The organism is Paenibacillus sp. FSL H8-0537 (assembly GCF_038051995.1).
Classification (GTDB): Bacteria; Bacillota; Bacilli; order Paenibacillales; family Paenibacillaceae; genus Pristimantibacillus.
Genome location: NZ_CP150290.1, coordinates 5,787,568 through 5,808,149, shown reverse-complemented (window position 1 = coordinate 5,808,149; position 20,582 = coordinate 5,787,568). Strand labels below are relative to the sequence as shown.

The following is a 20,582-nucleotide window of genomic DNA, read 5'->3' as shown; positions in this document are numbered from 1 at the left end:
CAAAGGAAGGCGGCAGCCGTTTCACCTTGAAATCAGCGATAATATTCATCCAGCTTTTGTCGGTGCAGCAGCGTGCGCGCCTCATCAGCCGGAATCGGACGCGAGAACAAATAACCTTGCAGCCGCTCGCATTTGAGCTCAGCCAGCATTTCCAGCTGGGAGGCGACCTCGACCCCTTCGGCCAAAACATCAAGCTGGAGGCTGTGTGCAAGGCTGATGATGGAATGGACGATTGAAATATCAGGCGTGACGCTGGTCATGTCGCGAATAAAAGATTTGTCGATCTTAAGTGTATCAATCGGCAGCTTTTGCAAATAGTGCAGCGAGCTGTATCCTGTTCCAAAGTCATCAATGGCAATGCGCACGCCTAGTGTCTTAAGCCGATTCAGCTTGTTAATGACCTGATCGGCGCCTTGCAGGCCGATGCTCTCGGTAATTTCCAGCTCTAGCAAATCAGGAGGCAGCTTCGTTTCGAATAGTATATGCCTGATCGTCTCGAACAGGCTGTCATCCTCAAATTGCTTCATCGAGATATTGACCGCAATCGTTACTGGCATAAGCCCTTCATCTATCCAGCGTTTATGCTGCTCGCAGGCTCGGCGCAGCACCCATTCGCCGAGCTGGATAATCATGCCCGTTTCCTCGGCCAGCGGAATAAACTCCAAAGGAGAGATGAGTCCCCGCTCCGGCATATTCCAGCGCACAAGCGCCTCGAAGCCAGTTATTTCCCCTGTACTCGCCTTCACCTGTGGCTGATAAAGCAGCGTTAGCTGCTCCTTCTCCAAAGCGATCGCGAGCTGCTTCTCCATCGTCGTACGGCGTACGATTGATTCATTCATTTCGGAGGTGAAAAAGAGATAGCTGTTTTTTCCCTGTTCCTTTACTCGGTACATCGCAATATCAGCAAATTGAATCAACTGCTCGGAGGATGTGCCATGGTCGGGATATAGGCTGATGCCAATACTTGCAGTAGAGAGCAGTCGATTATTGTCGTAGACGATGGGAACGGCGATTTCGTCTAGTATTTTTTCTGCCAGCTGCTTGGCTTCTTGAGCTCCGGCATGCGTCAGCAAAATAATAAACTCATCCCCGCTGAGCCGGGCAATCGTGCCGCTTTCTCCCACGCACTTGCGCATGCGTAGAGCTGTTTGCTCAAGTAAAAAATCGCCAGCCCGGTGGCCAAGCGTATCATTAATGAGCTTAAAGCGATCCAAGTCGACGAAAAGTACAGCGAACTGCCTGTCCATGCATGTGCTGCATTGGGCCAAAGTCGCAGTCAGCGTCTCGAAAAATGAATGGCGGTTCGGTAAGCCCGTCAAGGAATCAAAATAAGCAATGCGGGAAATCGTCTCCATCGATTGCTTTTGCGCGGTCACATTTTGGGCCACGATGTAGAAACCTGCGAGCTGCTCCTCGACAATAATGGGAATGACCGTTGCATGCAAATAAACAAGCTCACCCGTTTTATTAGTAATAGACGTTTCCTGATTAATAGTCCGTCCCGTATGGACCTGCTCCAATATGTGCTGCAGCTGCCAAGTCTCGACATCGTTTATCAATTCGTCAACCGAAAGGCCGATAAGCTCGGAAGCTATATAGCCAGTGACTAGTTCAATGGCGGCATTGCCGCTCAGCAGCTTTCCTTGCAAATCAAACCACAGTACCATATCCGGATTATGCTCAAAAAGCGATTTAAAGCGCTGCTCGCTTACTTCCAGCCGCTTCTCATGCCATTTGCTGAGCGTAATATCGTGGACGACGAGCATAAAGCCGAGCGGGGTTCCTCGGAAGGAGCGAAGGGCCTTGCCGACGATTCGCACGATGCTTCCGGCTTTTCCCTCGCCGGGCTTCAGCCATAGCTCTTGGACAATATCCTGCTCTCCCTGAAGCAAGCGGTTCAGGGGCTGCTGTTCGGAAGGGAGCGGCATTGCCCCGTTCATTTTAAAATAAAGCGGGTACATGCTGACCTTGGCTGCTGCTGTAGCGAGAAAACCGTATTTTTCAGCTACATGGTTGCTCATGACGAGTTGTCCATCTGTATGATAAATGATGATGCCTTCATTCATATGATTAAATAGCAGCCTGCTGATCGGTCGTATAAGCTTGCCGATACCAGGCCGATAAATGGTTTTTGCTATATGTTGGGTAATAGACAAGGGTTGCTGACACTTCCTCATGTGGTTCATTTATGTTTATGTTATGTTTGATGAGAATAATTGTCAACGATTTCCCTCCTGCTGACTGTCAGGAAGAAATGCAGGAAAGATAAGTGCATCGTTGCCATAAAAATATAATTGACAATGATTCTCAATAGGAATATACTTCGCAATAGAATAAATTCACATGACGTGGATTCTTAAAGGGGAAAATCGAATGAACTGGAAGTTAATCGCAATTTCATTATCTTGTGCCAGCCTATTATTTCTTTCTGCTTGCGGGTCAGATACTGCTACTAATACAAAAACAGACACTGCGGCAGCGACAGGAACAAATACAGCTGAAGAATCACCAGCAGCGTCGGAGGAGTCGCCAGCTGCTACAATAGCGCCTGCCACGGAAGAGGAATGGCAGCCTGTTCTTGACGAATATCGCGCCTTCACGATTAAAGAGGCGGATTCGCTCGTTATTGAAACCGAAAAATTCGTCAATGCCGTTAAAGCGGGCGACATTGAGACGGCGAAGCAGTTGTATGCGCCATCGAGAATGTACTATGAAAGAATCGAGCCGATTGCTGAAGCGCTGGGCGATTTTGACCCGCATATTGATGCCCGTGAAAATGATGTCGACGAGAAGGAGTGGAGAGGCTTCCACCGAATCGAGAAAATTTTATGGGAAGAAAATACTACAAAAGGCGCTGAAGGTTATGCCGATACGCTGCTTGAGGACATCAAGCTGCTTCGCGCACTTATGGAGACGGTCGAAATTGAGCCTAGCCTGCTCGTTACGGGTGCGGTTGAGCTGCTGAACGAAGTATCCTCCTCTAAAGTGACCGGCGAGGAAGAACGTTATTCGCATACTGACTTGTATGATTTTGTCGCTAACGTAGAAGGTGCAGAGAAAATTTATGAGCTGCTTAAGCCGCAATTGAACAAGCATGATGCCGAACTGGAAACATTGATTGGCACAAGCTTCACAAACCTGGACGATGCGCTTGCTGTTTATAAAGATGGCGACGGCTATAAATCTTACCTTGATTTGAAAGAAGAAGATACGAAGAAGCTGAGCCGGCTGCTAGACGCTTTGGCAGAACCGCTTTCACAAATGGGCAAAATTTTGGGGGCTTAATGTCATGAGTTCTACTACTAACAACGACGATAAACAAAAGCATAATCAGAAGCAGGCTGGCGACAGTGTGCTGGAAAAACCGATGAGCCGCAGAGATTTACTGCGGCTCATGGGCGTTGGTGGGGCTGGTTTGCTGATCGGCGCGACTGGCGTAGGCGGCATTATGCAGGCGGCAAGCAAAACGCTGTCCGCCCCGACAACGGCAGCGACAACGGCGGCGACAGGGGCTGGAGCAAATGGAGATGTGCTGCCTTTTTACGGTGCTCATCAGGCAGGTATTGCGACGCCGTCACAGGATTTTATTTTATTTGCCGCTTTTGATCTGACAGCAGCTTCAATCGATGAGGTGCGTACCTTGTTTCAAGTTTGGACAGCCGCTTCGGCTGCAATGACGCAAGGAACGATGATTGGCACGGACAATAATAACTTGAACCTGCCGCCATCCGACACGGGCGAAGCCGCAGGCTTATCGCCTTCCAAAACAACGATTACGTTCGGCGTAGGGCCGAGCTTTTTTGATGGGCGCTTCGGTCTGTCAAGCAAGAAGCCCTCTTCCCTTGAGGAGCTTCCAGCATTTGGCGGCGATGAGCTGCAGCCGGAATGGTGCGGTGGCGATATCGGCGTGCAGGTATGCGCAAACGATATGCAGGTCGCTTTCCATGCCATTCGCAATTTGACGCGGATCGCACGGGGCAAAGCGGTGCTGCGCTGGACGACGGAAGGCTTTCAGCGCACCTCCGGCGCTGATAAGCAGGGCGCGACACCGCGCAACTTGATGGGCTTCAAGGATGGGACCGCGAACCCGGATACGAGCGATGAAGCACAGATGAAGCAGGTCGTCTGGGCTTCCGCCGATGACGGTGTACCATGGATGGCGGGCGGCAGCTATATGGTCGTGAGAAGAATTCGCATGCGGGTAGAGGTGTGGGATCGCTCGACGCTGTCTGACCAAGAGGCAACCTTCGGCCGCCATCGGGAGAGCGGTGCTCCAATTGGCAGCTTGAAGGAGTTTGACACAGTCGATGTGAATAAAAAGGATGAGAACGGCAAGCCGGTCATTCCAGCCAACTCGCATTTGGCACTTGCTAGAGGGGACGGGTCTTTGAAAATATTGCGCCGCTCGTACTCCTACTCCAGCGGTCTGGACAAACGCACCGGACAGCTTGACGCGGGACTATTGTTTATTTGCTATAACCGCGATACGAGCAAGCAGTTTATTCCGATGCAGACCAAGCTGAGCCTAATGGATAAGTTGAATGAATATATCGTGCATACGGGCAGCGCCGTGTTTGCTTGTTTCCCTGGCGTCAGCGAGGGCGGCTATATTGGAGAGACGTTATTGTAGCAGGAGAGAGGAGAAGCGGCATATGTTTTCAGGTAGCAGCCGTTACAGCATAGGGTGGAAATGGCTCGGCATTATCGTTATTTTAGCAGCCATGGTTGCAGGCTCGATTGGCGTGAGGCCCGTTTTTGCAGAAACGTCCAGCGATTTGGATAAGCTGCTTCCGCTCGTTGGCGGAGCGCTTGCAGCGGCAAGCCAGAGCGACTGGGAACAGGCATCAGGTCATATTAAAGAAGCGAATGAGCGCTGGAAGCAGCTAAACGTGAAAAAATCAGATTTATCCGCCGATGTCGGCTCCGCGCTGGCTCATGCGATCGTGCTCTTGGACCAGGGAGACAGCAAGCCGGAGGAGGCAAAGGCTTCCTTATCCGAGCTGGCAAAGGCGATTAATAAATATGTGAAAAGCGTCCAGAAGGACGATCAATCTAAGCTGAGCGGCAAGGAAGCGGCGAAGCTGCTTCTGCCTATGGCGACAAAGCTGCTGGTCGAAATTCAAGGAGAGCAATGGGGGAAGGCGAGCGCTGATTATAAGACGATTAACGATAATTGGCTGACGATTGAACCTGCGATCCGCTCGGACAATTTCACCGTCTATGGCAAGCTGGAGACGGCAATGAGCATGATCCGGATTGCGCTGCAGGCCGAGCCGCCGCGTGCGGAGCAATCCGAGACGGAAACGAATGCGATGATTCAGCTGCTTAATGATTATAGGGCAGGCAAAATCGATGCGGCTGCTGTACCAGCGGAAAAACTGGGCATTGCTGACCTGATTGCAATTGTTGATAAAGCAGCTAAAGACATAGCCGCGGGCAATTTAAGTGAGGCCGATGGCCAAATGCAAGCCTTTATTTCAAAATGGCCGTCGGTCGAGGGGCAGGTGCAGATTCGTTCTGCTGATGCTTATACGAAAATCGAAATTCAAATGACGGCGGTATCGGGCTATTTGCTTTCCAATCCACCGGTTCCGGATATAGCCCAAGCCGTAATTGCCGAAATCAGAGAGATACTTGCTCCAATGGTGGAGGAAACGCGCTATACTGCATGGGATGCTGGAATGATTTTGCTCCGCGAGGGGCTTGAGGCAATTCTCGTGCTTGCAGCTTTACTGGCTTATTTAAAAAAATCGGGCAACGAGTCGAAGCGCATCTGGGTATGGTCTGGCGTCTGGGTCGGCCTGCTGCTGAGCGCTGTTATGGCTGTGCTGCTCACTTATGCGATTGCTCAAGCGGCTGCTGGCAGCGCGCGTGAAGCGATTGAGGGCATCGCTGGTCTTGTCTCCGTCATCTTGATGATAACCGTCGGCAACTGGCTGCACAGCAAAGCAAATTTGCGAAGCTGGAACAGCTATATTGACAACAAGATGGGCAGCGCTATTGCCCGCGGCAGTCTGTGGTCTCTGTTCGCTGTGTCGGCGCTTGCCATTATGCGGGAAGGGGCGGAGACGACGATATTTTATGTCGGCATGGCGCCTTCCATTGATCCATACCAAATGATCTTAGGTATTGGCGTAACGTTCCTGCTGCTCGTAGCAATAGCTTTCGTTATTATTCGCTTCAGCACGAAGCTGCCGATTCGGCCCTTTTTCATTGTGGCATCGGTGCTCATTTATTATTTAGTGTTCCGCTTTATGGGAGAAAGCATTCACTCGCTGCAGGTCGCTGCATGGCTGCCGACGCATGCGGTAAGCGAATGGCCTACGATTGGCTTCCTTGGTATTTATCCAACGCTGGAGACGGCGCTTACGCAGCTTGCGGTATTGGTGGTCATTATCATTATGTTCGTATGGCAGCAGGCGAGAAGAAAAGCGTAGTTAACCAATAAAGCTGTACTGGGAACAATCTTAAGCGGATGCTTGCCCTTGAGGCGGGCATCCGCTTGCTGTTTGGCGCTGCGACTATTGGTTTAATAGGGAATATGATAAACTAATAGCAACCCAGATAAAGGTGGAGAAAATGATGAAGGCTCAGACGATGCTTATATCCGCACTGCTGTTTGCATTTGTTATTGCGTTATTTGCCGTAATTAATGTCAATTCGGTGCAAGTTAATTTTATGTTTGCGCAGACTCAAATTCCGCTTATTCTCGTCATTCTCGCTTCGACGCTCCTTGGCGGACTAGTTATTGGATTGTTTGGCATGGTGCGTGTGTTCCGCTTGCAGCGCCAGGTTAAGCTTCTGAATAAACAGGTGAATGAATTAACCGCTGAGGTGGAAAGAAAAGCAAAGCCGGAGCTTACACCTTTCAGCATCGATGAGTCGCTTCCTCAGACACGGACGTCAGTAGACCATTAATGACTCGCTATTTATACAGCTACAGCTGTCATGAAGAGGAATTGGAGCTATGCCGACTGGAATTGTCGCGACTGCTGGAAGCTTCGCTCAGTGATGGCTTCGTCGTGAGCGAGCATAACGTTCATCCGAGCCGCAGTCCGTTTCTCAAGCGTCGCCTAGAGCTCTCCCTTTCAGGTGAAACGTTGCCGGAGCTGCTGGAGCAGCTGCCGCTTGTTGATTTGAATGGAGCGACGTTCAAGGTGCTTTGCACTGTGGCGGACTCTCCATACAGCTACGAGGAGCAGCGCGGACTTGAGCGTTCCGTCGGCGCGTCATTAATTGGAGTAGCGGATATGCGGCAGCCGGAGCGTCTGCTGGGCGTTACCTTTTGGCAGCAGCGTTATTGGTTTGGCGACTGTGTGGAAGCGAGTGCGATTTGGCTCGCCCATCGGCAGAAGCCGCAAAATTATTCAACAGCACTTGGCACGAGGGTGGCCAGAGCTATAGTCAATATAGCTTCGGGGCCAGCAGGCGAGGCGCTCAAGGCGAAGGTGATCGATCCCTGCTGCGGCATGGGCACCGTGCTCATTGAAGCGTTGTCGATGGGCATTGATATTCGCGGTGTGGATCGCAATCCGCTCGCGGTACGGGGCGCACGGGTCAATCTTGCTCATTTTGGCTATAGCAAGGAACTCGTTGCACTTGGCGATATGCGTGAGCTGGAAGGGCATTATGATGCGGCAATCGTAGATCTGCCGTATAATTTATGTTCGGTCTTGCCGATTGGCGAGCAGCTTGATATGCTGGAAAGTGTAAGACGGATTGCTGACCTTGCAGTCATTGTGACGACGGAGCCGATTGAAACGCAGCTATCAGCTTCCGGCTTCAGCTTGGTCGATCGCTGCGAACTGCATAAGGGTGCTTTTACAAGATTTATTACGTTGGTTAAATAATAAAGCGAGGTGATAATATGTCGGACGTGGAGAACAAGGAAGTACAGGAGCAGCCGAAGAAGCTGACTCAAGCGGAGAAAGCCAAGCAATTGCTGGCCCAGAAGAAGCAGGGTAAAGCAGATGCCTTCGCACAAGGCGGTTTTTCAACAAACACGCAGCAAATGAAGAGCCAGAACACGAAGAAGGTCAATAATCAACGCAAAAAGATGGGCGTGTAGTCAGCTTTCAGCTTGGCGATGCCTAATCGTTTGAATAGCCTTTTGTTATGCTGGGAATGTGCAGCGTAGCGGGAGGCTTATTTTTAATTAGAGCATCTAGAAGGCTGGCATTCTCGTTTGTGTTTGAGGCAAATTTGGATTATTTTTAAGTGGCACGTGCAGGAATGAATCGAAGCTTCTTCCCGCATAATGTACCTATACCATATTTCTTTGCAATGGAGGGAGAAGCATGCTGGCAGCTGGTGGAGGAGCCGTTAACATATTTTTGCTGGCAGGTGTGGCTACGACTAAGAGTGCCTTTAACGTTTGTCGGGACAAGCTTGACCAATTATTTCGCGCGTCCGGCGTTGAGCCCCGCATTCATATTTTGCATCCTTATGGCGATAACAGCCGCAGTCTGTTTCGTCAGGTGCTTGAGGTGGGCAGCGATTTAACCAGTTTTATTGCAGCTGGACGCATCGGTGGGCAAATGGCTTACCGCCAAGTGAAGGAGAAGCTGATGAGCGCTGATGAGCCTTCCCTGTTCATCGGACATAGCGGCGGCGGAGCTGCAGCTTATCAAGCGGCGAAAATGCTGATGGAACGCAATCTAATGACCAATTTCCGTGTCCTGCAGGTCGGTTCGCCGCGCAATCATATTGCGCCAAAGCTGAAAGACAAAGTCTGTTATTTGTATTCCGTGAACGAGGCGGGCAAGCTTAATGATCCCGTAAGCCGGATCGGCAGTTGGGGCGGTTGGACGCGAAGCACTTCTGGCTTGCCGCAATGGCAGCAGATGAAGCATGCGCCAGGCAAGGTTGAGCCGATTCATGTCATCGGCGGGCATGCCCATTATTTCCGCCATCAGGAGGCGTTCCGCGACCAAGATGCCATCTGCAATTTGGATAAAACGATCGATCGCCTGCAGCTGTGGTTGAAAGACTGGCACTGATGTTCTACACTGTAAGTAGTAAGTGTTCAAGATATTCAGTGGTTAGGACGGAGGTACCCTAGCAATGGCCAACACGCACACATATTCCAAACGCGAGGAAATAGCCAATGCCATCACACATGGCATTGGAGCTGCACTTAGCGTTGCTGCGCTCGTTATTTTAATCATATTTGCAGTAGAGAAGGGTACAGCTTCTCATGTGGTCAGCTTTACGATTTATGGCACAGCGATGCTGCTGCTTTATGCCGCATCGACATTGGTGCACAGCTTTCCAGAAGGCAAGGCAAAGCGTGTTTTTGAATCGCTTGACCATTCCTTTATTTATGTATTTATTGCGGGGACGTATACACCCATTTTGCTTCATATTGTGCAGGGGACATTAGGGTGGGTGCTCTTCGGCATCGTCTGGGGCTTTGCGCTCGTTGGCGTCGTATTTAAAGCATTTTTTGCTTCAAAGTTTTTGTTTACCTCGACTATCGTGTATTTGGCCATGGGCTGGCTCATTGTTTTTGCCTGGAAGCCACTTACGAGCCATTTGGCGCCTGGCGGCTTGCAGCTGCTCATTACAGGCGGGCTGCTTTACACCGTGGGAACCGTCTTTTATATGTGGCGGGCGTTTCCTTATCATCATGCGGTATGGCATATGTTCGTGCTAGGCGGGTCCGTGCTGCATTTCTTTGCGATTCTGCTCTATATGCTCCCGTCATAAACGTTCAAAGAAGCTTGGCAGCGGGCGGATGCGTTTGCATCTGCCCGTTGCCAAGCTTCTTTGTGCATACATAAGAATGTCTATTGCGTAAGCAGCGGGCACCAGCCCGGGGGCTCCGAACAGATGGCTAGGGCAAAGATGGGTTCCTCGACATATAGATCGTTAAAATAGCTAGGCAGTACATGGTTGGCGGCAACCGAGCCGAGCCTGAACGAGCGCTTGACCTCGCCCTTTACATGCAAGTAATAATACGTTTTTTTCGTTTGCGGCGATTGATACACAAGTGTTGGGAGATGGGGAACGATATCGTATTCGTTTTGAAAACGCCAATGGGTACCGACAAGATTGTTGTAATTGCGGACAAATTTAGGATCGCCGACCCGCGGTGCCCCGAACGTATAGACAATCGGTGATTTTATTGGAGTATTCGCGGCAATATCGGCAGCTGCAAGCGTAGCCAAAGCGCCGCCTAAGCTATGCCCGGTTATAAACAAAGGCTTATCAGCGGGCAACTGCTCTATAAGCGTCAAAATTTGATCGCGCGCGGACATATAAATATCGGTGAAGCCCTTATGCGTATAACCGCTATTTTTCACGGGACGATAGGGTGTTTGCTGGGCGATAAAATCCGATACCCAATCGACGGCGGAGCCCGAGCCGCGAAAAGCGAGTACGGAGGACTGCTCCGACGTCAGCAGGAAGCCAAAGGCTTCCTCCGTCTGATCATAGGCCTTGGCATTGAACGTCCCGACCAGCGTATAATTGCGCGGCACGAGAAACAGCCCGCTTGGGTTCGTGAATTGCAAATACGTTTGACTGCATACCGCGGCCAAAAACAAAGCTGTCCGAGTGTCCAACTGCTGCGATTCCCGGTTGTTTTTTTTCAAAGTTGCCATTGCCCGACCTCCGCTCCTTATTGCGCCTTTGCGCGAGAAGTTTCTGCCTAATTGCTGTCTGCAAGTGGGAAGCTGATGTTGTAGCATATGAAAGGCTGGGCGTCCCCGCAACCGCTTGGGCCATGCACTAGCAAATAAATTTGGCAAAGTAGCATTGGACGCGAGCGGAGCTGCGCCGTTATAATAATAGGAAAAAGCTTTACGATGGGAGCTTGCACATGACTTTGCAGATTGGTGTTATTGGTACAGGTTGGTTTGGACAAATGCACGCTGAAAAGCTGGCGCGTATGGAAGGCGTCAACGTAGCAGCGCTAGTGGCTACAAGCAAGCAGAAGGCAGACGATGCGGCAAAGCCGTTTACAGATGCACGCGGTTATGAAAACGTTTCCGATATGCTCGATGACCGGAAGCTGGATGCGGTCTATATTTGTGTTCCGCCGTTTGCCCATGGAGAGATCGAAAATGAGCTGGTGAAGCGCGAAATTCCGTTTCTTGTCGAAAAACCGCTTGGCGTCGATGTCGAAACACCGGCAGCTATTGGACAAGCGGTACAGGCTAGCGGTCTCATTACATCAGTCGGCTACCATTTCCGCTATATGGACGGCACGGATAAAGCGAAAGAACTGCTGGAGGGCAGACTGGCTGCCATGGCTATCGGGAGCTGGATGGGCGGTATGCCAGGTGTTGTCTGGTGGAGAAAAATGGAGGGCTCTGGCGGGCAGTTTGTCGAGCAGACGACTCATATTGTCGATTTGCTGCGTTATTTGCTCGGTGAAGTGACGGAGGTTTATGCGGCCTATGGCGACCGAATTATGGCGGGCAAGGAAGAAGGGGTTGAGGTTCCCGATATTGGAACGGCCACCTTTAAGCTGGCTAGCGGCGTAGTTGCTTCCATCAGCAATACTTGCGCCATCAGCGCTGGTGATCGTGCCGGACTGCACATATATACGGATAAAGGTGTATTGGAGCTTGGGCATCACGGGCTCATCGATATTGAATCCAGCCGCAAAACTGAGTACGTAAATAAGCGCGATCCCTATCAGCTTGAAAATGAAGCTTTTCTGCATGCCGTCCGCACCGGCGATACTTCGCTTATTCGTTCCACTTATGCGGATGCTTTGCGGACGCAGGAAATTACAGTTGCGGCTAACCAATCAGCGAAGTCGGGCCTTCCTGTTCGTTTGCCCTCGTATTTATAAGCCGCTTTGCTGAAGGCATGAAGCGATGCTGTAAAATAAATCAAAGCCCCTCCATATTCGCTGAAACAGCGAGCAATGGAGGGGCTTATTTTATCTTAAATCCTGTTTGGCTACAGTCGGCGTGATCGAGTTAATGGCTTGGCTGCTTGTGCAGCCTGCTCCTGCGTGGCCGTCTTGGCAGACGATGTGCGCTCCGATGAGTAACGTCGCCCGCTGTCTTCCTCCTCCGGCGCTTCCTTATGCTTCTTGCGGCTGTGGCGATCAGAACGAGAGGCAGCCAGCTTGCTTGAACCGCCGCGGCCAATCAGCATATCGCCAGTCCAGCCTTTTTTCCATAGCCACACGTAAATGAATACGGTAATGCCGATAATGAAGGCGCAAAGGATCGTAAAGCCCCACCATGTATTGTCCCAAGGCAGCGGCTCCAAATTCACACCCCAAAGGGCGGAAATGACCGTTGCCGGAGTGAAAATCACCGTGAAAATCGTCAGCGTCTTCATAATATCATTGCCGCGGAAGTTGGAGATGGCATCGTCCATTGAAATGAGTGTGTCAATCTCCAGTGAATAATGCTTGAGCAGCGTATCGATTCGTTCCAGCTTGTGTGTAATGCGCTTGTAGGCTTCGCTTTCCATAATCCCGTCGAGAAAGGCTTCCTTCACCGAGCCGTGAAGCTCACGAACGGGCGTAAACAGATGGCTCCAATGCAGCAGGTCATACCGTCTTTCAATGATGACGTCCATCAGGCCAGTACGATTGGCGCTGCGCATATTATTTTCAAGGTCTCCGAGCCGTGTTTCAAAGCCGTCCAGCCCTTCGTGAAAAGGGCCTAATATAACGCCGAGCATAACAAGCAAGGCTTCCGGAGCGGTATCGCATGTTTCCAGCCTGCTCGTTACATCATCTGCTTGAAAGCGTATAGCTAGCCGCATATCCTCATGCATCGTCACAAGTCGCCTGCCGGATACCCAAAAGTGGAACGGCTGTATATCCGTATGCACATCTGAGATCTGGATCATCAGTGTGCCATGAACAAGCGGCCCAAGCTCAGTTGCCGGGGCAACTGTAATTTGATTTGTCGTTCGTCCGTTGCATTCCTCAAGCCAGGAGGCGCATTCTGGAAGCAGCAGCTTCGCCTCGAACTTTTGCGAATCGGCACCGCTGCCCGCCTGAACTGGGTATGGCCGCGCAGCAAGGAAGCTTTCATTATTTTTTCTGTTGTCCTGGCGTTTGGGCAGTTTCTGCCCTAACTCCGCATGCTGCCTTTCGATCTGCAGCATTTGCCAATCCCACTGCGCGGGATAGCGAAGCACTCGATGAATCATCGCCTTGCCCCCTGCTTGTCCGATTTCCATTTCACTTCCTTCCATCATACCTTGAAAGTGATTGTTGTACAACAACCGAGCGGCGAATCTCTAAGCAATACGATTGATTCCTTGCCGCTGAGGGTATAACTATTCTAAGAGCGCTCGGTCAAAGCCGGCTATAATAAGGCGTATGCATCATATGCCAAAATCAGCGGGCTTTTGTATTCACAATCAGGTTTTAGGAGGAGATTCGAATGGCTAAGAAGCTGGGGATTTTCAAGACGGAACAAGAAGTGATTGATACGATTACCGCATTGGAGCAAGCCGGATTCGTGCCTGGGGAGCTTCAAATCATTGCCAAGGATGGCGAGCATTCCCGCCGGATCGAGGCGGAAACCGATGTGCATGCCGATGAGGTAATGGAGCTGGCGCGGACCAAGGGAAGCCATGCGGGCAATGAGGGGACGGCGATTGCTGCGGCTGCGGCGATCCCTACGACTGGCATGACTGGAGCTGGCGGCTGGGCCGCGGTGCCTTTGACAACGGATGGCTTGCTGGCGACTAATCTAAGATCGGATGATGACGGCATCAATCACGCCCTCAGGGCACTTGGATTGGATAAAGCCGAGGATGAAAGCCGAGATGCGATTCGTGAAGGACACATTATCGTCGTCATCGAGACGGATGAGAGCCATACGATGATGAACAAAGAGGGCGGACCGAAGCTGGCGCGGCTGTCAGTAGCGGAATCTGTGCTTCGCAGCCAAGGCGCTGTGCATATTGCCGATCTTTAGAGCTCAGATGAAAAATAGCGTTCAACATGAATGCTAAAGGTGACAAGAAATAACAAGCGAGAAACAAACGGCAAACAAAAGATAAGCAAACGGCAAAGGTAAACAAAAGATAAACACAAATAAATGAACGAAGACCAGCAAAAGGTTTAGGTTATATAGACAGGAAGGGCTCCGCCGATCGGCGGAGCCCTTCCTGTCTATATAACGCTCAATAACGCTGTGATGCTTGCCTATACCTTTAATAAGGAAGGACGGTCAAGGCGCACGATGCTCGCGAGCGGATGCTCCTCCCCATTAATCATATCCCTCAGTATATAAGCAGCCATCGTGCTGTAGACAGTGCCATTGCCGCCGTAGCCGAGGCAATAGTAGACGCCTGGCATTTTTGGATCAGCGCCGATAAAGGGCAGATTATCGCGGGATTCACCGAACGTGGCGCTCCATTCAAATTCCAGCGGCTGATCCAGCATCGGAAACAATGCTGTTATTTTCTCCAGCAGCTTATCGGTTCGCTTGCGCCTTAGCTTCTCGCTTTCAATCGGCGCTTCGGTCATTTCGTCCAGACCGCCGACGACGATCCGGCCATCCACCGTCGTGCGTAAGTATAAATAGGGGCGCGCCGTTTCCCAAATGAGGCATTGCCCCGGCCAATTGGCCCGCAGCTTCGCGTCATCCTGAACGCCAGTAACGGCGGCAAAGGAGCGGTTAATGTCGGCTTTAACCAGCTGGCCGCGCAATTCCTCAGGCTCATAGCCAATAGCGAATATCACATGCTCCGCCTCGATTTCCCAGCCGTCGGAAGTCCGCAACAGCTGCCCGCCTTCTGCAGTCTGTTCATGCTTTACGATGTCGGTATGCTCATAAATTTGCAGCCCGGCTTTCGCCGCAGCGCTGGATACGCCCTGCACGAACTGGAATGGATTAACCTCGGCATCCCCCTGCGCCATAATGGCACCCGGTTTACGGAAAGGAAACTGCCGGGAAATATCGTCAGCCTCCAGAAAGGTGACGTCAAATCCATGCTTGCGCAGCATCTCATATTCCTTCCGCAGCATCGGCAAATCCTGCTCGGAGGTCGCATAATAGAGGCTGCTTCTTGGAATGAAGCCGACATCTACGGGGAGCTGTGCCGCAACCTCCCCAAGCTGCCTCACAGCATCCAGACAGCCGCGATAGAATCGTGCAGCATCGTATTCGCCGATTTGGTCAGCGAGCTCCCACAGCATAATGTCATTGGAAAACTGGAGCAAGCCCGTATTGGCCGACGTACTGCCGCCTGCGACGCTTTCCCGTTCGAGCATTGCCGCCTCAATGCCGCTTTTCGCCAAAATATAACCGCAAATGCTGCCAGACATGCCGCCGCCGACGATGGCAACCTTCACTTTTTTGTTCTCGGTAATACGGGGATAGTCTGCCGTCGAATTTAAGGTCGTAGGCCAATACAGACTGCCTGTATGCAGCTCCTTCATCTGTGGCACAGCTCCTGTTCATTTGATTTTAAATGGCGTTATTAGAAACCATTACACATCTATTCAATTGCTGTACCACTAATATGTCCCATAACAGCCTCTCCATATTACAAGGAATGCGGCTTGCGCCCTATTCTTTCAGACTGCGCATCGCTTCGCGGTACGCGGTGGGGGACTGATTATAAAAACGCCGAAATTGCTTGGAAAAATAAAGCGCATCCTGCAGCCCGACAGAAGCGGAAATTTGCTCAATCGTCAGTTCACCACGCTCGCGAAGCATCTGTCTAGCCTTGTCTATTCTCAGCTTGAGCAGGAAGGTGACAGGCGATGTTCCCGTTTTGCGTTTGAAGAAACGCGATAAATAGGCGCGATTGTAGCCAAGTGCCTCCGCCATTTGCTCAATAGAAACGGGATGGGCATATTGCGTTGATAAATAATGGATCATTTTTTGGAGCAATTGCTCCCCTTCTTCATCGGCCATCAGCGCTTTGCCGCGAGCGGTATCGCTCATAACGGCGCTGTATTCAGCGAGCAGCAGCTGCAAATAGCCATTTGCCTTCAAATGTGCGGCCGCCTCATTCGAGCGGAAAATATGGAAGATATGATGAAAAAGCGCGGCTGGCCGCTTGCTGCTGCCGGTATCAACGACAGGCTGTGCCACAGATAACCCTGCTGTCTCGAGCAGCCCGTTAGCCAGTTTGCCCCTAAAGGCAACCCAGCGGTAGCGCCAAGGATTCTGAACGTCCGATTCATAGCTGACAAGCTGCTCCGGTTCAATCAGAAACGTGTGCCCTGCCCGCAGCTCGTAGCGGTTGTCGCCACAAATGAAGATGCCGCTGCCTTCAAGCACGACATGCATCAAATAAAAATCATATACTTTCGGACCGAGGCGATGCGCGGGCTTCGTCTGGCTTTCCCCTGCGAACAACACGTGCAGCAGATCATTTTCGATGATCATAGGGCTTGAGGCGACTTTATAGTTCTCTGGTCTGGTCATTCATTACACCTGCCTGCAATTGGGAATAAAGACTGCTGTATTTGCGGATTTTAATAATCATAGCATGTCTTAAGATCGATATGAAAGTCACATATATCCATGTAAATAGCACTTTGCGCCATTTTAATTGCCGCTAGCCTTGCGCTATACTGAAGGGGAAGACATCGCCTTACATCAAATTACAAAAGACGATAAAAAGGGACGTGATTGCAAGTGGCAAATATTCAAGAGCTTACACAGAAATTTATCCAACAATATGGTGGAGACGCCTCCGCCATTCAAGTATTTCATGCTCCGGGCCGGGTGAATCTGATCGGCGAGCATACCGATTATAACGGCGGGTACGTTTTTCCGGCTGCTTTAACGTTTGGCACAACGCTGCTCATTCGTGCACGCGGAGACCGCAAGCTTGGGCTGGCAACGACGAATTTTCCAATAAGCCGGGAGTTCGACCTTGAAAATATCGTTTATGACGAAGCGGATGACTGGATGAACTATCCAAAAGGGATTTTCCACGAATTGCAGCAGCGCGGCGTGAGCTATACTTCCGGCTATGATCTGCTGTACCATGGCGAAATTCCGAACGGAGCGGGCCTATCCTCCTCGGCTTCCATTGAAGTGGTCACGGCTTATGCCCTGCTGACGCTTGAAAAACAGCCGATCGACAAGGTGCAAATTGCGCTGCTTTCACAAAAATCAGAAAATGAATTCAACGGTGTGCAATGCGGCATTATGGACCAATTTGCTGTGGCAAATGGCAAGAAGGATCATGCGATTTTGCTTATGTGCGACACGCTTGAATACGATCTCGTTCCGTTCCAATCGGGCAGCTACAAGCTCGTTATCGGCAACACGAACAAGCGCCGTGGATTGGTGGATTCCGCTTATAATGAGCGCCGCAGCCAATGCGAGCAGGCGGTTCAGGACTTAAAGCAGGCGTTCCCTGAGCTGACGCTGCTTGGCCAAATTAACTTGGAGCAGTTCAATGCAAACAAGCACCTGATCAAAGAAAATATCGTCCGCAATCGCGCCCAGCACGTTGTCGAAGAGATCGACCGGGTATTGCAATCGATGGAAGCTCTGAAAAAAGACGATCTCGCATTGTTCGGCCAGCTGATGAATGGCTCGCATGATTCGCTGCGCGATTTGTATGAAGTAACCGGTGCGGAGCTGGACGCGATGGTAGCTGCGGCTCGCAAAGTAGACGGCGTGCTTGGCTCGCGGATGACAGGCGCAGGCTTCGGCGGCTGCACCGTATCGCTCGTTCATGAAGACAGCATCGAGAGCTTCAAGCAGCAAGTGGGCGAGGAATATACGGCGGCAACCGGACTTGTAGCGGATTTCTACGTATGCAGCATCGGCAATGGCGTGGAGCAGTTGTTTTAGTCAACAGCAACTGGCTTAAGCAGTCTTATCAACTGAAACGAGTGAAACGACTTAATTTCACCCTCGAAACGGCAGCTTTGCCGCCAGAGGACAGTGATAGCCGTTTACGCTTATATGCAAGCAAATTTGGGAGGGATAACACAATGGCAGTATTAGTAACAGGTGGAGCAGGATATATTGGTTCGCATGCCGTAGCATCACTTAAAGAGCGCGGCGAAGAAATCGTTGTGGTCGACAATTTGGAGCAGGGACATCGCGAGGCGGTAACGGGCGGAAAGCTGTACGTTGGCGATTTGCGCGATAAGGATTTTCTGGAAACGGTATTTAAGGAAAACAGCATTGATGCGGTCATTCATTTTGCAGCTAATTCGCTCGTAGGGGAAAGCATGCAAAACCCAGGCAAGTATTATCACAACAATGTTTATGGCACATTATGCCTGCTTGAAAAAATGATTGAGCACAACGTGCTTAAGATTGTGTTCTCATCCACAGCAGCTACCTATGGCGAGCCGGAAAACGTGCCAATCGACGAGTACGACCGTACGCTGCCGACTAATGCCTATGGCGAAACGAAGCTGGCAATGGAAAAAATGATGAAATGGTTCGATGTCGCGCATGGCTTGAAATTCGTATCTTTACGTTATTTCAACGCAGCTGGCGCGCATGAGAGCGGAGTAATCGGCGAGGACCACAACCCTGAATCGCATCTTATCCCTATCGTGCTGCAGGCAGCGCTTGGACAGCGTCCGCATATTTCTGTGTTCGGCGAAGACTATGAGACGGAGGATGGCACTTGCATCCGCGATTATATCCATGTCAGCGATCTAGCCGATGCGCATGTGCTCGCCGTAGAACGTTTGCGTACAGGTGCGGACAGCTCGATTTACAACCTTGGCAACGGACAAGGCTTCTCCGTTAAGCAAGTGATTGACATTGCGCGCTCCGTAACCGAACGCGAGATCAAGGCCGTAATTGAGCCACGCCGTTCTGGCGACCCAGCTGTGCTGGTAGCCGCATCCGATCGTGCACGCAGTGAACTGGGCTGGAATCCGAAACGCAACAAGCTTGAGGATATTATCCGCAGCGCATGGAACTGGCATGTGGCAAACCCGCAAGGCTACAAAGGCAAAGCACAGGAGTAGGAGCAAGAGGAAGGAGCGGTTTTCGCATGACAGACAGCCAGACAGCCGCCGCTAATGCGGCGAAGGCGCTTTTAAATATTGAACGACTAATTGGTTTTGCTGAGCACCAGGGCTTGATTCACAAGCTGGACATTCATGCAGCCCGCAATGCGCTGCTTGATTTATTCGGCTTTACGGAGCCGTATGAAGGCGAAATAGCTGATGAGCAGCTGGATAGCGCAGTAACGATATTGGAGGATCTTCTCGATTATGGCCACAGCATTGGCCTGATTGAGGAAAATATTACGACCTATCGCGATTTGCTGGATGCTCGCATTATGGGCTTGCTCATGCCGCGTCCCTCGGAAGCAGTAGCTGCTTTCAATCGGACAGCAGAAGCAGAGGGCATTTCCGAGGCGACGGATGCTTTCTACAAGCTGAATATTGACTCCAACTACATCCGTATGGATCGCATTCGCAAAAATAAATATTGGCTGTACGATACGGATTATGGCAATCTGGAAATTACAATCAACCTGTCCAAGCCGGAAAAGGATCCTAAGGAAATTGCGCTGCTCAAGACGCTGCCGCAAGCCAAATATCCTCAGTGCCTGCTCTGTGCTGAAAATGTAGGCTACGCCGGACGCGCCGATCATCCTGCACGGCAAAATCTGCGCGTCCTTCCGCTGACCTTGCAGGCCGAGCAATGGTATTTTCAATATTCGCCTTATGTGTATTACAATGAGCACAGCATCGTATTCAAGGGCGCGCATGAGCCGATGGCGATTTCGCATTCCTCGTTTGCGAGATTGCTCGATTTCGTCGAACAGTATCCGCATTATTTTATCGGCTCCAATGCTGATTTGCCGATAGTGGGCGGCTCAATTCTAAGCCATGACCACTTCCAAGCCGGACGTCATACGTTTCCGATGGAAGCGGCAGGGGTGGAAGCGAGCTTCGTTAATCCGGAGCTGCCAGGCGTCAAATACGGTATCGTAAGCTGGCCAATGTCCGTTGTTCGGGTCAATGGCGCTTCGAAGGCTGATGTGCTGAAGGCAGCCTGCAGCCTGCTTGATGCTTGGCGCGGATATAGCGATGCGGATGCGGACGTTCTCGCATTTACCGCAGGTGCTTTGGATGCGGCACCAACGCCGCATAATACGATTACACCGATCGCGAGGCTGCGCGACAACGGAGAGTACGAGGTCGATCTTGTGCTTCGCAACAATCGGACGAGCGACGAGCATCCCGACGGGATTTTTCATCCCCATCAGCACCTGCATCATATCAAAAAAGAAAATATCGGCCTGATTGAAGTGATGGGTCTTGCTGTGCTGCCAGGCAGACTGGCAACGGAGCTCGCTCAAATTGCCGCCTACTTGACGGGAGCGGCGACTATGGATGCTTCCCTGCAGGAAAGCGCTCATCCGCTTCACAAGCATGCAGAGTGGATTAGAGAGCTGGTAGCGCGTTATGGAACGTCCTGCTTGGAGAGCGAAGCTCAGGCGTATGTGGAGGCACAGACAGGCGCGAAGTTCCTCGATGTGCTGAAGGATGCGGGCGTGTACAAACGCAACGATGCCGGAAAAGCAAGCTTCCAAAAGTTCCTGTTTTTCATAGGTTTGCAAACTGAATAATGTAGGCTAAACGGTGAGGCTGGCTTTTAATCCTGAGGGGGTTGAGAGCCAGCTTTTAATCTGTGAAA

Annotated in this window: 18 protein-coding genes; 13 read left to right on the top strand and 5 right to left on the bottom strand. The window is 51.1% G+C overall.

Annotation, left to right across the window (positions count from 1 at the left end):
* Window positions 1-32: 32 nt before the first annotated feature.
* On the bottom strand, window positions 33-2,156 hold the full coding sequence (locus MHB80_RS24550) for an EAL domain-containing protein (RefSeq protein WP_341279427.1): 2,124 nt from the start codon (window positions 2,154-2,156) through the stop codon (window positions 33-35).
* 217 nt (window positions 2,157-2,373) lie between these two features.
* Here MHB80_RS24550 and efeO point away from each other — a divergent pair, with 217 nt between their 5' ends.
* From efeO to MHB80_RS24510, 8 genes are all read left to right on the top strand, one after another.
* Window positions 2,374-3,285 carry an iron uptake system protein EfeO gene (gene efeO / locus MHB80_RS24545; protein ID WP_341279426.1) on the top strand — a complete coding sequence of 304 codons (912 nt, stop codon included), beginning with the start codon at window positions 2,374-2,376 and terminating at the stop codon, window positions 3,283-3,285.
* Between the two features lie 82 nt (window positions 3,286-3,367).
* Window positions 3,368-4,630 (top strand): iron uptake transporter deferrochelatase/peroxidase subunit, encoded by a 1,263-nt coding sequence (gene efeB / locus MHB80_RS24540; RefSeq protein ID WP_341283067.1) that lies wholly within the window; start codon window positions 3,368-3,370, stop codon window positions 4,628-4,630.
* Window positions 4,631-4,652: 22 nt separating this feature from the next.
* On the top strand, window positions 4,653-6,437 hold the full coding sequence (locus MHB80_RS24535) for an FTR1 family protein (RefSeq protein WP_341279425.1): 1,785 nt from the start codon (window positions 4,653-4,655) through the stop codon (window positions 6,435-6,437).
* 142 nt (window positions 6,438-6,579) lie between these two features.
* On the top strand, window positions 6,580-6,918 hold the full coding sequence (locus MHB80_RS24530; protein WP_341279424.1) for a lipopolysaccharide assembly protein LapA domain-containing protein: 339 nt from the start codon (window positions 6,580-6,582) through the stop codon (window positions 6,916-6,918).
* Window positions 6,918-7,850, top strand: a complete 933-nt coding sequence (locus MHB80_RS24525; RefSeq protein WP_341279423.1) for an RsmD family RNA methyltransferase — start codon at window positions 6,918-6,920, stop codon at window positions 7,848-7,850. Before MHB80_RS24530 ends, MHB80_RS24525 begins: the two co-directional genes overlap by 1 nt.
* A gap of 17 nt (window positions 7,851-7,867) precedes the next feature.
* Window positions 7,868-8,068, top strand: coding sequence for a hypothetical protein (locus MHB80_RS24520; RefSeq protein WP_341279422.1), 201 nt, complete (start codon window positions 7,868-7,870; stop codon window positions 8,066-8,068).
* A gap of 229 nt (window positions 8,069-8,297) precedes the next feature.
* Entirely contained in the window at window positions 8,298-8,999 is a 702-nt protein-coding gene (locus MHB80_RS24515; RefSeq protein ID WP_341279421.1) for a hypothetical protein, read from the top strand.
* A 64-nt stretch (window positions 9,000-9,063) separates the two neighbouring features.
* Window positions 9,064-9,708, top strand: coding sequence for a hemolysin III family protein (locus tag MHB80_RS24510; protein WP_341279420.1), 645 nt, complete (start codon window positions 9,064-9,066; stop codon window positions 9,706-9,708).
* A gap of 80 nt (window positions 9,709-9,788) precedes the next feature.
* Here MHB80_RS24510 and MHB80_RS24505 read toward each other — a convergent pair whose 3' ends face one another.
* Window positions 9,789-10,604 carry a lipase family protein gene (locus tag MHB80_RS24505; protein ID WP_341279419.1) on the bottom strand — a complete coding sequence of 272 codons (816 nt, stop codon included), beginning with the start codon at window positions 10,602-10,604 and terminating at the stop codon, window positions 9,789-9,791.
* A gap of 218 nt (window positions 10,605-10,822) precedes the next feature.
* Here MHB80_RS24505 and MHB80_RS24500 point away from each other — a divergent pair, with 218 nt between their 5' ends.
* Window positions 10,823-11,803, top strand: a complete 981-nt coding sequence (locus MHB80_RS24500) for a Gfo/Idh/MocA family oxidoreductase (protein WP_341279418.1) — start codon at window positions 10,823-10,825, stop codon at window positions 11,801-11,803.
* A gap of 110 nt (window positions 11,804-11,913) precedes the next feature.
* Here MHB80_RS24500 and MHB80_RS24495 read toward each other — a convergent pair whose 3' ends face one another.
* Window positions 11,914-13,158, bottom strand: coding sequence for a magnesium transporter CorA family protein (locus MHB80_RS24495; RefSeq protein ID WP_341279417.1), 1,245 nt, complete (start codon window positions 13,156-13,158; stop codon window positions 11,914-11,916).
* 206 nt (window positions 13,159-13,364) lie between these two features.
* Between MHB80_RS24495 and MHB80_RS24490 the strand changes: the two genes are divergently transcribed.
* Entirely contained in the window at window positions 13,365-13,904 is a 540-nt protein-coding gene (locus tag MHB80_RS24490; RefSeq protein ID WP_341279416.1) for a hypothetical protein, read from the top strand.
* Between the two features lie 230 nt (window positions 13,905-14,134).
* Here MHB80_RS24490 and MHB80_RS24485 read toward each other — a convergent pair whose 3' ends face one another.
* Together MHB80_RS24485 and MHB80_RS24480 are read right to left on the bottom strand one after the other, a co-directional pair.
* A complete protein-coding gene (locus tag MHB80_RS24485; protein ID WP_341279415.1) occupies window positions 14,135-15,373 on the bottom strand; it encodes an FAD-dependent oxidoreductase in 1,239 nt (412 codons plus the stop codon).
* Window positions 15,374-15,503: 130 nt separating this feature from the next.
* Complete coding sequence (locus MHB80_RS24480) at window positions 15,504-16,370, bottom strand: AraC family transcriptional regulator (protein ID WP_341279414.1); 867 nt, start codon at window positions 16,368-16,370, stop codon at window positions 15,504-15,506.
* Window positions 16,371-16,583: 213 nt separating this feature from the next.
* On the opposite strand from MHB80_RS24480, the gene MHB80_RS24475 reads away from it, so the two are divergent.
* The 3 genes from MHB80_RS24475 (at window position 16,584) to MHB80_RS24465 (ending at window position 20,514) form a co-directional block, all read left to right on the top strand.
* Window positions 16,584-17,756 carry a galactokinase gene (locus tag MHB80_RS24475; protein WP_341279413.1) on the top strand — a complete coding sequence of 391 codons (1,173 nt, stop codon included), beginning with the start codon at window positions 16,584-16,586 and terminating at the stop codon, window positions 17,754-17,756.
* Between the two features lie 143 nt (window positions 17,757-17,899).
* Window positions 17,900-18,898: a UDP-glucose 4-epimerase GalE gene (gene galE / locus MHB80_RS24470; RefSeq protein ID WP_341279412.1), complete on the top strand. Its 999-nt coding sequence runs from the start codon at window positions 17,900-17,902 to the stop codon at window positions 18,896-18,898.
* Window positions 18,899-18,924: 26 nt separating this feature from the next.
* Window positions 18,925-20,514 carry a UDP-glucose--hexose-1-phosphate uridylyltransferase gene (locus tag MHB80_RS24465; RefSeq protein WP_341279411.1) on the top strand — a complete coding sequence of 530 codons (1,590 nt, stop codon included), beginning with the start codon at window positions 18,925-18,927 and terminating at the stop codon, window positions 20,512-20,514.
* Window positions 20,515-20,582 lie beyond the last annotated feature (68 nt).